Origin of the sequence: Moritella sp. 28, assembly GCF_018219435.1 — a bacterium.
Classification (GTDB): domain Bacteria; phylum Pseudomonadota; class Gammaproteobacteria; order Enterobacterales; family Moritellaceae; genus Moritella.
In genome coordinates this window covers 4371299-4385458 of record NZ_CP056121.1, presented here as the reverse complement: position 1 = coordinate 4385458, position 14160 = coordinate 4371299, and the positions used below count along the sequence as shown (strand labels likewise).

Below are 14160 nucleotides of genomic sequence, written 5' to 3'. Positions count from 1 at the left end.
AGGTTGATCGTGCATTTTACACTGTTATTTTACTAAATATATAAAGAAGAGGTTTTTAAATGTCATTAGGTAACGATATTAAACAGCAGTTATTGGCAAGCTTTGATATTCAGCATTTAGAGGTGGTTTGTGATAGCCATAAACACAATGTGCCACCGGGCACCGAAATCCATTTTTCGGTGGTGGTCGTTGCGACGGAATTTGAAGGGAAAATGTTGATTGCACGTCATCGTATGGTTAACAGTGCGTTGGTTGCTCAATTTGAAGCGGGGATTCACGCATTATCAATTCATGCCTATACCCCTGAACAATGGGCTAAAAAAAATGATCAAGATCAAAAAATGCCCGAGTCTCCAGATTGTTTAGGCTAATTATCCGTAAATTTAAATAAATGATTAATTACATGTTACACACTGTGAGTTCATGTTAATTTTAGACGCTGTTTTTTCAATTGTTCGATCTATCATTAAATATGACTAAAATGAGGTTAATAAAATATTTTTTTTTACTTTATTAACTGATTTATGCATTTCTATATGATTTAAGCTTTTGTTTTTAATCTTTTATTTACGCTTTAATAAGTTTGCTTTATAAGTACTCGTTACATGATGAAGTGCGAGCAATCATATTAAATTAGTGCTAGAATAAGCCAAAATTTTTTGTTAACTAAGACGTACCGCCTTGTGAGTACCTACTTGTGGGTTGTTTTAGGCGTGCCGTTTTTTGTTGATAAAAGTGTTCTTTATCTTCCTAAAAAAAGTAGTGCATGTGAGTATGATTACGATAAAAAAAGGACTGGATCTACCTATCGCAGGTAAACCTGAGCAAGTGATTCATGATGGCCCTGCTATCAAACGAGTTGCTGTTCTAGGTGAAGAGTATATTGGAATGCGCCCAACGATGAGTATTAAAGTTGGTGATCGTGTTAAGAAAGGTCAGGTTATTTTTGAAGACAAAAAGACACCGGGCGTAAAATATACAGCCTTCGCTGCAGGAACAATTGCTGAAGTTAACCGTGGCGCTAAGCGGGTCTTACAATCGGTAGTTATTGACGTTGACGGTAACGAGAGTGAGAAATTCGCTCAGTTCAAATCAACTGAAATTGCTAATCTTGACCGCGATGTAGTGGTTAACAATCTTGTAGACTCAGGCTTATGGACTGCATTACGCACTCGTCCATTTAGTCGTGTTCCTGCAATTGACAGTAATGCATCAGCAATTTTCGTTACAGCAATGGATACTAATCCATTAGCTGCAGATGCTGCATTAATTATCAATCAAAACAGCGATGCATTTGTTGATGGTTTAAATGTTATTTCACACTTAACAAGCGGTAAAGTTTACGTTTGTAAAGCGGAAGGTACATTACCTAAATCAACAGCATCAAATGTTGAAGAGCAAGTATTTTCTGGCCCTCATCCTGCTGGTCTTGCTGGTACACATATCCATTTATTAGAATCAGCTGGTACGAACCGTACTGTTTGGTCTATTGGCTATCAGGATGTTATCGCTTTTGGTAAGTTATTCACTACTGGTGAACTACATACTGACCGTGTTATTTCACTCGCAGGCCCTGCTGTGAAAAAACCACGTTTAATTAGCACTCGTCTAGGCGCATCAATTACAGAATTAACTGCAAGTGAACTTAATGCTGGTGAAAATCGCATTATTTCAGGCTCTGTATTATCTGGTGTTAAGTCTGAAGGTGTACATGCTTATCTTGGCCGTTACCACAGCCAAATCAGTGTATTAACTGAAGGCCGTGAGAAAGAGTTTATCGGGTACATGAAACCTGGTAGCAACAAATTCTCTATCGCTAACGTATTTACTTCTGCATTCAACCGCGCACGTCAATTCAACTTTACTACAACCACTGGTGGTAGTGATCGTGCAATGATGCCTATTGGTAACTATGAGCGCGTTATGCCATTAGATATCTTACCAACTATGTTACTGCGTTCATTAATAACGGGTGATACAGATGAAGCGGTTACGTTAGGTTGTCTTGAATTAGACGAAGAAGATTTAGCGTTATGTACTTTCTCTTGCCCTGGTAAGTACGACTTTGGTCCAATTCTACGTGATTGTCTAACGACAATTGAGAAGGAAGGTTAAGCATGGGTCTTAAGAATTATATCGAAGGGATTGAACATCACTTCGAACCAGGTGGTAAACACGAGAAGTGGTTTGCCCTGTATGAAGCAATTGCAACAGGCCTATTTACACCTGGCTTTGTGACAAAAGGTAAAACACACGTACGTGATAACATCGATTTAAAACGTATCATGATTATGGTGTGGATGTGTACTTTCCCAATGATTTTCTGGGGTATGTACAACATTGGTGCTCAAGCAAATACGGCTATCGCAACAGGTGCTGGTATTGCATTTGATGATTGGCATGTTGCGCTACTGAGTGCGCTTGGCGTTACTATGGGTGAGGGTGCTGGCATCTTTGCAAACATGGTGTACGGTGCAGTTTATTTCCTCCCTATTTACGCGACAGTGTTTATAGTGGGCGGTTTCTGGGAAGTTTTATTTGCAGCAGTGCGTAAGCATGAAGTAAATGAAGGTTTCTTCGTAACATCTATCCTATTTGCACTTATCCTGCCTGCTAATATTCCATTATGGCAAGCGGCTATCGGTATTACTTTCGGTGTTGTAATCGCGAAAGAAGTATTCGGTGGTACAGGTAAGAACTTCTTAAACCCTGCATTAGCAGGTCGTGCGTTCTTATTCTTCGCATACCCATCTGACATTTCAGGTGATGCTGTTTGGACTGCTGTTGATGGTTTCTCTGGTGCTACAGCGCTAAGCTCTGCAGCTGCTGGCGGTCTTGAAGGTTTAACAAGTTCACTGACTTGGGCGGATGCATTCATTGGTAACATGCAAGGTTCTACGGGTGAAGTATCTACATTACTAATCCTATTAGGCGGCGGTGTTTTATTGTTTGCTCGTATCGCATCGTGGAGAATTGTTGCTGGTGTAATGGTTGGTATGGTAGCGACAAGCTTACTGTTCAACATGGTTGGTTCTGACACTAATCCAATGTTCGAAGTACCATTCTACTGGCACTTAGTACTGGGTGGTTTCGCATTCGGTATGATGTTCATGGCGACTGATCCTGTATCTGCATCATTTACTGATAACGGTAAATGGGCTTACGGTATCCTTATCGGCCTAATGGTTGTACTGATTCGTGTAGTTAACCCTGCATTCCCAGAGGGTATGATGCTAGCAATCTTATTTGCTAACTTATTCGCACCTCTATTTGATCACTTTGTTGTTCAAGCTAACATTAAACGGAGACTTGCACGCAATGGCTAGTAAAGAAACTCCAATGAAAACTATCACAATCGTTGCGGCGCTGTGTTTAGTATGTTCAATCATCGTATCTGGTGCAGCTGTAGGCTTACGTGATGCTCAAAATGCTAACAAAGCATTAGACAAGCAAACTAACCTACTTTCTGTTGCTGGAAAGTTAAAAGCAAATGCGAATGTTGGCGAAGTTTACGCTGAATTTGTTGAAGCTAAATTTGTTGATTTAAGTACGGGTGAGTATGTTGAAGAAAATGCAGCGACATTTGATCAACTTAAAAACGTAAAAGATCTAGCGAAAAGTACCGACCTAAAAGGTAAAGATGTTGCTGGTATCAAACGACGTTCAAATGTTGCTGATGTTTATCTTGTAAAAGATGCACAAGGTAACGTTGAGTCTTACGTTCTGCCTGTATACGGTCGTGGCCTATGGTCAACTATGTATGCATTCGTTGCAATCGACAAAGATGGCAAAACAGTGAAACGCATTCAGTACTATGACCAAGGTGAAACTCCGGGTCTAGGTGGCGAAGTGTTAAACCCACTGTGGACAGCTAAATGGGAAGGCAAACAACTATTCAATGCGAATGGTGATGTTGCAATCCGTGTAGTGAAAGGTGGCGGTCAAGATAATACTCCTTCAGGTATTGATGGTCTATCTGGTGCGACGCTAACTAGCCAAGGTGTTGAAAATACATTCCAGTTCTGGATTGGTGAAAACGGTTTTGGTCCTTTCTTGAAGAAATTGCAAAACGGAGGCTTAAACAATGGCTAAGTCTGACTTAAGAGAAGTAGTTACTTCCCCTATTGTTACTAACAACCCAATTGCATTACAAATCCTAGGTGTTTGTTCTGCTCTGGCTGTAACAACTAAGATGGAAACAGCGTTTGTAATGACAATCGCTGTAATGTTAGTAACGGCCTTTTCAAGTTTCTTTATCTCATTAGTACGTAACATTATTCCTAATAGTGTTCGTATTATTGCGCAAATGGCAATCATTGCATCATTGGTAATCGTTGTTGACCAAACGCTTAAAGCGGTAGCATTCCAGTTATCAAAAGAGCTTTCAGTATTCGTTGGTCTTATCATTACAAACTGTATCGTAATGGGTCGTGCTGAAGCATACGCAATGAAGAGTAAGCCAATTCCAAGTTTCTTAGATGGTATCGGTAACGGTTTAGGTTACGGTGCGATCTTACTTGCTGTTGCGACAGTACGTGAAATCTTTGGTTCAGGTACTTGGTTTGGTATTGAAATTTTACCACTAATTCAAAACGGTGGTTGGTACCAATCAAATGGTCTATTACTACTTCCGCCAAGTGCATTCTTCATCATTGGTTTATTGATTTGGGGTCTACGTACGTGGAAACCAGAGCAAGTTGAGCCAAAGGGGTAAACAATGGAACATTATATTAGTTTATTCGTACGTGCTATTTTTATTGAAAACTTAGCATTATCATTCTTCTTAGGCATGTGTACATTCCTTGCGGTATCTAAGAAAGTGACAACAGCGATCGGTCTTGGTGTTGCAGTAACAGCTGTACTTACCATTTCAATCCCTGTTAACCAAGTTATCTATAGTGGCGTACTTGCACCAGGTGCACTTGCATGGGCTGGTTTCCCAGACGCTGACTTAAGCTTCTTGGGCTTCATCACGTTCATTGGTGTAATCGCTGCACTAGTACAAATCTTAGAGATGGTGTTAGACAAGTTCTTACCAGCTCTATATAACGCACTGGGTATTTTCCTACCGTTGATCACAGTAAACTGTGCAATCTTCGGTGGTGTATCTTTCATGGTACAGCGTGACTACAACTTTACTGAATCAGTAGTATATGGTTTTGGTAGTGGTCTAGGTTGGATGTTAGCTATCGTTGCGATGGCCGGTATTCGTGAGAAAATGAAATATTCAGATGTGCCAGATGGACTACGTGGTTTAGGTATTACCTTTATTACAGCAGGTCTTATGGCGCTAGGTTTCATGTCATTTTCTGGTATTCAGTTATAACAAACAGCTGGCTTCGGTCAGCATGTTTCAAGAGCAAAGGATAAGTCGATGGAAGTCATTCTCGGCGTAGTCATGTTCACGATTATCGTTTTAGCACTGGTAACAGTTATTCTGTTTGCTAAGTCTAAATTGGTAAGTGAAGGTGATATTACAATTAGTATTAACGGTGACGCTGAAAAATCAGTGGTAGCTGGAGCGGGTGGTAAATTACTCGGAGCACTTGCAGGTAGTGGTATTTTCGTTTCTTCAGCTTGTGGTGGCGGTGGCACATGTGGTCAGTGTCGTGTGAAAGTGAAATCGGGTGGTGGTGATATTCTACCAACTGAACTTGATCACATATCTAAAGGTGAAGCACGTGACGGCGAGCGTTTAGCATGTCAAGTTAGCGTAAAAGTTGACATGGACATCGAGCTACCTGAAGAAATCTTTGGTGTTAAAAAATGGGAATGTGAAGTTATCTCTAACGATAACAAAGCAACGTTCATTAAAGAGCTTAAAATGGCTATTCCAAACGGTGAAGCGGTTCCTTTCCGCGCCGGTGGTTATATCCAAATTGAAGCGCCTGCTCACCATGTTAAATATTCAGATTATGATATTCCTGAAGAGTATCGTGGTGACTGGAAACACTTTGGTTTCTTTGATATTGAATCTAAAGTTGATGAAGAGACAATTCGTGCTTACTCTATGGCTAACGCGCCAGAAGAAGCAGGTATTATTATGCTTAACGTGCGTATTGCTACGCCTCCGCCGCGTAACCTTTCTTTACCAGCGGGTAAGATGTCTTCGTACATCTTTAGCTTAAAAGCTGGCGATAAAGTAACTATCTCAGGTCCATTTGGTGAGTTCTTCGCAAAAGAAACTGACAATGAAATGGTATTTGTTGGTGGTGGTGCTGGTATGGCGCCTATGCGTTCACACATCTTCGATCAACTTAACCGTCTGAATACAGACCGTAAAGTTTCATTCTGGTATGGTGCTCGTTCTAAGCGTGAAATGTTCTATGTAGAAGATTTCGATATGCTTGCTAAAGAAAACGAAAACTTTGAATGGCATGTTGCATTAAGTGATCCACAACCAGAAGATAACTGGGAAGGTTACACTGGCTTCATCCATAACGTGATCCTTGAGAATTACCTTGCGAATCACGAAGCGCCAGAAGATTGTGAGTACTACATGTGTGGTCCACCAATGATGAATGCTGCTGTTATCGGTATGCTAAAAGATCTTGGTGTTGAAGATGAAAACATCTTACTCGATGACTTTGGTTAATAGTTTTTGATTCAATTCAAATCGATGTATCGATGGCTAGCTCTGATGGGGCTAGCCATTTTCATTCTTGGTTGTAGTGAGCAAAAAAGTACAGAAGAAGTGCTTTTCTCTGGTCCTACTATGGGTACAACTTATCACATGAAAGTAGTGGGTTTCCCACTGTCTGAACAAGATAAGCAAAATATCCAAGTCGAGATTGATAAACGTTTAGAATTAGTTAACGATCAGATGTCGACTTATCGCCCTAATTCAGAGTTATCACGCTTTAATCAAAGCGTTGCAGTTACTGGTTTTGAAGTATCACGTGATACAGCAAAAGTCGTGCTAGAAGCTCTTCGTTTAAATAAATTGACGAATGGTGCATTAGATGTAACCGTTGGTCCTTTGGTTAATCTGTGGGGATTTGGCCCAGATAATAAACCGGAACAAATACCGTCACAGCAACAGTTAGATATTGTTAAGCAACGTATTGGTATTCAGCATTTAGCTGCGACAGAAACAACTTTAAGTAAAGATATTGACGGTTTATACGTTGATTTGTCTTCAATTGCTAAAGGTTATGGCGTCGATGTTATTGCTGAATATTTTACTTCATTAGGGATTGAAAACTACCTAGTCGAAGTGGGCGGTGAACTGCGTATTAATGGTGTGAATGCACGCGGTATTGATTGGCAAGTTGCGGTTGAGAAACCGACAGGTGCTGGTCAAAGTGTGCAAGAAGTAATTGCTGTTGGTAACAATGCAATTGCTACATCAGGTGATTACCGTAATTATTACGAGCTTAATGGTGAGCGTTTTGCGCATACGATTGATCCAATAAGCGGTAAACCGATTAAACATAAGCTGGTTTCTGTGACTGTTATCCATACTTCATCAATGACAGCTGATGCACTTGCAACTGCACTAATGGTGATGGGTGAGAAAGACGGTCTTGAGTTTGCCAAACAGCAAGGTTTAGCTGTATTGATGATCTCAAAGTCAGATTCAGGTTATAATGAAGTGTATACCAAACAGTTCGAACCTTATTTAAAGTAGAGGCTAATATGGCTTATTTTGCTGCGACATTTGTTATGTTTGCGTTAGTTATTGCCGGTATGTCGATTGGTTATATCGTGCAAAAGAAATCAATCACAGGTAGCTGTGGCGGTATTAGTAACTTAGGCATGGAAAAGGCGTGTGATTGCCCAGATCCTTGTGATAAGCGTAAAGCTAAAATGGCAAAAGAAGAAGCTAAACAAAAGATGTTACACGAGAATCGTATCATCTAGTTTATGCCAAGCACCTAGCTATAAAGTGCAATACGCACTTTATAGCTTTTTCTTCTAATTATTTCATTCAAATCTCTAAACCATCGATATTACTTCCTTGCTAATACCTTCCTAAAGACGCTGATTATCTAATTCAATATTATTTACACATCCTTGTACTTATTAATGGGTATTTGTCTTGTGGTTGATATGGATCAAATATGTATTTTTTTAATGTGGCAAAGTATACCTAAGTTAAGGTTTTGTTATTAAATGATGCAAAAGAACATCAAGTGTAATGAAACTGTATTTTAAATGAAAAACATACCCGAATTGATGGAGCCTACATGAACAAGAACATATTATCAGGATTAATCACCGCATCTCTATTATCAGCAACGCTTGCAGCCCCAGCTTTTGCTCATCAGCAAGGGGATATTATTGTTCGTGCGGGCGCCATCGTTGTAGCACCAAATGAGTCAAGTGATGATGTACTTGGTTCAGGTGAATTTAAAGTGAGTGATAATACTCAGCTAGGACTTAACTTCACTTATATGGCAACAGATAATATTGGTATTGAACTGGTTGCAGCTAGCCCGTTCACCCATGAGGTTGCATTAGAGGGAGTCGGTGTTATTGCTGAAGTTAAACAATTACCACCAACGCTACTGGGACAGTATTACTTTGGTGATGCGAGCTCTAAGTTCCGCCCTTATATTGGTGCCGGTATTAATTTTACGGTGTTCTTTGATACTGAGTTTAATGGCACGGGGACTGGTGCTGGTCTATCTGATTTGGATCTAAGTAATTCGGTTGGCTTAGCCGCACAAGCTGGTATTGATTATAAAATTAATGATAAGTGGTTAGTAAATGCTTCAGTCATGTATGCGGATATTAATACGGATGTAAGCTTCAAAGCGGGTGGTGTTGATAAAAAAATCAAAACAGACATCGATCCATTGGTATACATGGTTAGCGTCGGTTATGTATTTTAATTAGCTTTACAGTTTTAATTCTCTAGATATAACAAGGTGCATCAGCATCTTGTTTTGTTTGTGGCTCAATATAATGTCCTATCGTTACACCTTCCTTGTTCAATTATTTCCTCCTGTCTTAATCCGTTTTTATACAGTTCTGTTTTTGATTATGCATGTTTCGGCTGTGTCATTTAAGCCGTAGATTACAATCCCTTACACAGAAGCCGTAATAGACAACGTATGCTATTAGTACTCTTATCGCTAAATTTGCTACCTCGAGCTATGCGATTACTGGCGTTTTCGGTGATGGATGAGATGTAAAATTAATACGGCAGACGATTTTCTGTTTGATTAAGACAAATAATAAAAGCAATTTCGAGTGTGAAACGTCAATAAATGCCGAGAAGATATTTAGGCTTTCATTAATTCGACATATTAGAGAATAAAGTTATGCTTGGTAGAAAAAATGCAAGAAATAGAAATGCAGTACTGGCAAATGCAGGGATTGCGAGCGTCGGAGCCACTGCGACAAGCGCTACGAGTAATGCTGCAGCATTAAGTGCTAATCAGAATCCACCTCCGAGCACAAAGGCTCAAAAGGCTTTAGATCGTGTAAAGTCATTAGGGCCCTTAGCTATCGATCGGCGTGGTGATATAGCTGGTTGGATAGGAGATTCAGCAGATGGTTTTAATGATCTTGCTAAACATATTCGGGATGGAGAGAGTGCGTATACAGGTGGAGGAGCTTTGGAAGCTTCAGCTTCTACTATTTTAGGTCCGCTAATGTTAGTTCATGACACTCTTACTAATATTTATGAATGGAAAACAAACTTCAGAAATGGCACACAACTTACAGCTAACCCACGACTTTCTCCGGCTGATGCAATTTTATATTCGAATACTAAGACTACCGCATATTTTAAGAAGCGGATGGTGAAGAAAATATGCGGTGATTCGGTTTCGTTTAGTGGTGGTATGCTTAGTGCTGTTACTCATGTGAATGTGCTAGGTGCAACTCGTCATGGACGTTCTGATGCTAAGACTATCGCACATCTTGTGAGGCTTAATAAATTACTTAGTCAGTATAAAGGTAAAGGCCAACATTTGAGTGAAGTATGTGATCTTTGCAAGGTCATTATTGATGCTAAAAAACTTAAACTCGAATCGCAGTCGGCCGCGCTGGTAGCTGATCTTATCCCTGGTAGTGTCGCAGGAGGTGCCACTGCTGCAGTTAGTTTTATACATGGGCAGACAATGGCTAGTCGATTATCAAAAATGGCTTTTGATATTGAAGAGACGGCTCAAAAATTACATCATCGCGCGTTTTATGAAATGAACGCTAGTTCATCGAAAGTATATGAGCCAGAGACTCCAGCTCTGGATATGGTACGTGAGTTATTTTCCCAAGTTGGAAGAATAGAAAAGGAAAGAGTATTAATTAACTTCTCTGGTCACAAGTTAAAACTGGGCGGAGAGCATCGTCGAGCGGATAAGTTGATGCGTGAACCAGGTGGCTGGCTGACAATTGTAGATAAATTAAATTTGATTTAACTTTATAAAAAACCTTAATTTGTACATGGATGTGCAAATTAAGGATAAATATCAACTATAAAATATCAGCTCAATATATACCCTCATTCACTTCAATTTATTATTTAATTATTTGTTCTCTGCATTAATTTTATTTATAATTAACTGGTCTTTTATACAGTCCTTATTTGTACTGTGCTACTTAGTTGGTTATGACTCGTTAAGCTTATGAGAAAAATAATTCATATCGATATGGACGCGTATTTCGCCAATGTAGAAATACGTGATAATCCAGCTTACAAAGATATTCCTATTGCGATTGGTGGCATGAGTGATCGTCGTGGCGTGATAGCAACATGCAACTATATTGCGCGCCAATATGGGGTGCGCTCTGCCATGTCCTCTTATAAAGCAATGCAGCTCTGCCCTGATCTAACATTAGTACCGTCACGTATGCAGGTATATAAAGAAGTCTCAGCCCAGCTCCATGAAATATTTTCTCGCTATACCGATCTGATAGAACCGCTATCATTAGATGAAGCTTATTTAGATGTCACGGATTGTGAATTATTTTCTGGTAGTGCCACGTTAATTGCCGAAGATATTCGTAAAAGCATTGAGTCAGAGTTAGCACTTACTGCGTCTGCAGGTGTTGCACCTGTTAAATTTTTGGCTAAAGTAGCATCCGATATTAACAAGCCTAATGGTCTCTTTGTTATTACGCCTTCACAAGTAAAATCCTTTGTCGCAGATTTACCACTGAATAAGATCCCTGGTGTGGGAAAGGTCACTTGGCAAAAGCTTAATCGTGTTGGTTTATATACTTGCGCTGATGTGCTTAAATTCCCACCCGAAGACATAATTGAGAGTTTTGGAAAGCTAGGCCATAGTTTATTGGAACGCTGTCAGGGCATTGATAATCGGCCTGTTTGTAATGAACGTCATCGTAAGTCGGTGGGGGTTGAGATTACTCTACCTGAAGATATTGTCACGCTAGAACAGTGCATGGTGTTATTTCCTCAGCTATATCAAACCTTGTTGCAGCGCCTAGAAAAAGCCTCTCCTGAAATGCGGATCACTAAGCAAGGCGTTAAGCTTAAGTTTAATGATTTTACGCTAACCAGTACAGAGCAAAGTATTACCAACCTCGATGAGTATCTCTTTACTGATTTGTTTGCCCAAGCATTAACAAAGCAAGAACAGCGTGGAATTCGTTTAATTGGTTTATATGTCGGCCTTGCCGGAGACAACGACAGTGAACAATATAACCTACTGTTTTAGCTGTGCTTTCAATTCATGTGATAATTTTATTTATCTTTCTATAATTTATCTCTCACCTTTCTATATTCCTAAAAGTTATTAAAAATCAGTTTATGTTCTTTGGCGGTTATAAGTAAAAGGGCTATATTGATCCAAACGATATGAAATTATCCAATTTGGTCTGATGGAGTAGAAGATGAATCAACAGAGGTTGACCCACCTTAAACAGCTGGAAGCTGAAAGTATCCACATAATCAGGGAAGTTGCGGCAGAGTTTGATAATCCGGTAATGATGTATTCAATCGGTAAAGACTCGTCTGTGATGCTACACCTAGCTCGTAAGGCTTTTTACCCAGGTAAAATCCCATTTCCATTATTGCATGTTGATACTAACTGGAAGTTTCGCGAAATGATTGAGTTTCGTGACAAGACGGTTGCGAAATACGGCTTTGATCTGTTAGTACACAAAAATCCTGAAGGGATTGCAATGGGCTGTAGTCCATTTGATCACGGCAGCTCAAAGCACACCGATATAATGAAAACCCAAGGTCTTAAACAGGCGCTGGACAAATACGGTTTTGATGCGGCATTTGGCGGCGCACGACGTGATGAAGAAAAATCACGTGCTAAAGAACGTGTTTATTCATTCCGTGATAAGAACCATCGTTGGGACCCGAAAAATCAACGCCCGGAATTGTGGCGCACTTACAATGGTCAGGTAAACAAAGGTGAAAGCATTCGTGTTTTCCCATTATCGAACTGGACCGAACTGGATATTTGGCAATATATCTACCAAGAACAAATTGAAATTGTACCACTTTATCTTGCTGCAAAACGTCCTGTTGTTGAACGTGATGGTGCGTTGATCATGGTTGATGATGATCGTATGAAGTTACGAGAAGGTGAGCAGATCGAAGAAAAAATGGTTCGTTTTAGAACTCTTGGTTGTTACCCATTAACAGGTGCTGTGGAATCTGAAGCATTAACATTGCCTGAAATTATTGAAGAAATGTTACTGGCGACAAGCAGTGAACGACAAGGACGTATGATTGACCATGATTCTTCAGCTTCAATGGAGCAAAAGAAACGTCAAGGTTATTTCTAGGTAGGAGCAGGGTAGATGAACACTCAAATAGCAAATGAATTAGCACAAACAGACATTGAAACCTACTTACATCAACAGCAGCATAAAAGCCTATTGCGTTTTTTAACCTGTGGTAGCGTTGATGATGGTAAAAGTAGCCTTATTGGTCGCTTATTGCATGACTCACATCAGATCTATGAAGATCAACTTGCTGCATTGCATGTTGATAGCCAGAAGTCAGGTACAACAGGTGAAGCGGTTGATTTAGCGTTATTAGTTGATGGACTTGCTGCTGAGCGTGAGCAGGGAATTACGATTGATGTGGCATACCGCTATTTCTCTACATCAACACGCAAATTTATTATTGCTGATACACCGGGGCATGAAGAATACACGCGTAATATGGCAACAGGTGCTTCAACGTGTGATCTTGCGGTGATCTTAATTGATGCACGTAAAGGAGTATTAACGCAAACTAAACGTCATTCGTATATTGCGTCATTACTGGGTATTAAACATTTTGTTGTGGCTGTTAATAAAATGGATCTCGTTGATTTCTCTGAACAGCGTTTTGAAGAAATTAAAGAAGAATACTTAGGTTTTACCGAAAAGCTTAATGACATTACCATTGAATTCACGCCATTATCAGCATTACTCGGTGATAACGTTGTAGAGCGATCGACGCAAACACCTTGGTTTAAAGGTCGTACATTATTGGAGTGTTTAGAGGCTGTTGATACATCCGATGAGGCTCTTGATAAACCATTCCGTTTACCTGTGCAATATGTGAATCGTCCTAACCTCGACTTCCGCGGCTTTGCCGGTACTATCGCAGCAGGTAAAATCAGTGTCGGTGATGAAGTTGTTGCGTTGCCATCAGGTAAGTCAAGTACAGTTAAATCGATAGTTACTTTTGATGGTGAGCTAGCCTCTGCGCATCAAGATCAAGCGATAACATTAACACTTACTGACGAAATCGATGTGAGCCGTGGTGATATTCTCGTTGCTGTTGCTGAGCAACCTAAATTATCAGATTCATTTTTGGCGAATGTAGTGTGGATGTCAGACCAAGCATTACAAATAGATCGTCAATATGATATCAAATTATCGAGTAAGAAAACCACAGGTCAGTTTAGGCTAATCCGTAATAAAATAGATGTAAACACTTTAGAAGAGTCAGCATCTACAGAGCTTTCATTGAATGAAATTGGTTTATGTGAGTTAACACTTACTGAAGTTGTGCCTGTAGATAAATATCAAGATGTAGCTGATACAGGTAGCTTTATTGTTATCGATCGTTTAACTAATGTGACGGTCGGTGCGGGTATGATTGACCAAGTACTTGATATGAAGGGAAGTACTCACTCTCATGAGTTTAGTGAGTTTGAAGTAGAGTTGAATGCCTTGGTGCGTAAACACTTCCCACAATGGCAAGCTATCGATATTAGCAAGCTGTAGGATGTTGTT

At 39.9% G+C, this 14160-nt stretch carries 14 protein-coding genes; all 14 read left to right on the top strand.

Annotation, left to right across the window (positions count from 1 at the left end; genetic code table 11):
- Positions 1–59 precede the first annotated feature (59 nt).
- The 14 genes from HWV02_RS19430 (at position 60) to cysN (ending at position 14151) form a co-directional block, all read left to right on the top strand.
- Positions 60–371, top strand: a complete 312-nt coding sequence (locus HWV02_RS19430) for a BolA family transcriptional regulator (protein ID WP_211677429.1) — start codon at positions 60–62, stop codon at positions 369–371.
- Between the two features lie 403 nt (positions 372–774).
- Positions 775–2115: a Na(+)-translocating NADH-quinone reductase subunit A gene (locus HWV02_RS19425; protein WP_211677426.1), complete on the top strand. Its 1341-nt coding sequence runs from the start codon at positions 775–777 to the stop codon at positions 2113–2115.
- A gap of 2 nt (positions 2116–2117) precedes the next feature.
- Positions 2118–3326, top strand: a complete 1209-nt coding sequence (locus tag HWV02_RS19420) for an NADH:ubiquinone reductase (Na(+)-transporting) subunit B (protein WP_211677424.1) — start codon at positions 2118–2120, stop codon at positions 3324–3326.
- Positions 3319–4092, top strand: coding sequence for a Na(+)-translocating NADH-quinone reductase subunit C (locus tag HWV02_RS19415; RefSeq protein ID WP_211677422.1), 774 nt, complete (start codon positions 3319–3321; stop codon positions 4090–4092). Before HWV02_RS19420 ends, HWV02_RS19415 begins: the two co-directional genes overlap by 8 nt.
- Positions 4085–4714, top strand: a complete 630-nt coding sequence (locus HWV02_RS19410; protein WP_211677420.1) for an NADH:ubiquinone reductase (Na(+)-transporting) subunit D — start codon at positions 4085–4087, stop codon at positions 4712–4714. Before HWV02_RS19415 ends, HWV02_RS19410 begins: the two co-directional genes overlap by 8 nt.
- 3 nt (positions 4715–4717) lie before the next feature.
- Complete coding sequence (nqrE, locus tag HWV02_RS19405; RefSeq protein WP_211677418.1) at positions 4718–5326, top strand: NADH:ubiquinone reductase (Na(+)-transporting) subunit E; 609 nt, start codon at positions 4718–4720, stop codon at positions 5324–5326.
- A gap of 48 nt (positions 5327–5374) precedes the next feature.
- A complete protein-coding gene (gene nqrF / locus HWV02_RS19400; protein WP_211677417.1) occupies positions 5375–6595 on the top strand; it encodes an NADH:ubiquinone reductase (Na(+)-transporting) subunit F in 1221 nt (406 codons plus the stop codon).
- 24 nt (positions 6596–6619) lie between these two features.
- Entirely contained in the window at positions 6620–7630 is a 1011-nt protein-coding gene (locus HWV02_RS19395; RefSeq protein ID WP_211680329.1) for an FAD:protein FMN transferase, read from the top strand.
- Positions 7631–7638: 8 nt separating this feature from the next.
- Positions 7639–7863, top strand: a complete 225-nt coding sequence (nqrM, locus tag HWV02_RS19390; protein WP_211677415.1) for a (Na+)-NQR maturation NqrM — start codon at positions 7639–7641, stop codon at positions 7861–7863.
- Between the two features lie 326 nt (positions 7864–8189).
- On the top strand, positions 8190–8837 hold the full coding sequence (ompW, locus tag HWV02_RS19385; RefSeq protein WP_211677413.1) for an outer membrane protein OmpW: 648 nt from the start codon (positions 8190–8192) through the stop codon (positions 8835–8837).
- Positions 8838–9269: 432 nt separating this feature from the next.
- Positions 9270–10370 carry a hypothetical protein gene (locus HWV02_RS19380; protein ID WP_211673024.1) on the top strand — a complete coding sequence of 367 codons (1101 nt, stop codon included), beginning with the start codon at positions 9270–9272 and terminating at the stop codon, positions 10368–10370.
- A gap of 207 nt (positions 10371–10577) precedes the next feature.
- Entirely contained in the window at positions 10578–11630 is a 1053-nt protein-coding gene (gene dinB / locus HWV02_RS19375; RefSeq protein WP_211673023.1) for a DNA polymerase IV, read from the top strand.
- Positions 11631–11805: 175 nt separating this feature from the next.
- Positions 11806–12714, top strand: a complete 909-nt coding sequence (gene cysD, locus HWV02_RS19370) for a sulfate adenylyltransferase subunit CysD (RefSeq protein WP_211673022.1) — start codon at positions 11806–11808, stop codon at positions 12712–12714.
- A 15-nt stretch (positions 12715–12729) separates the two neighbouring features.
- Complete coding sequence (gene cysN / locus HWV02_RS19365) at positions 12730–14151, top strand: sulfate adenylyltransferase subunit CysN (RefSeq protein WP_211677411.1); 1422 nt, start codon at positions 12730–12732, stop codon at positions 14149–14151.
- The last annotated feature ends 9 nt before the right edge of the window (positions 14152–14160 follow it).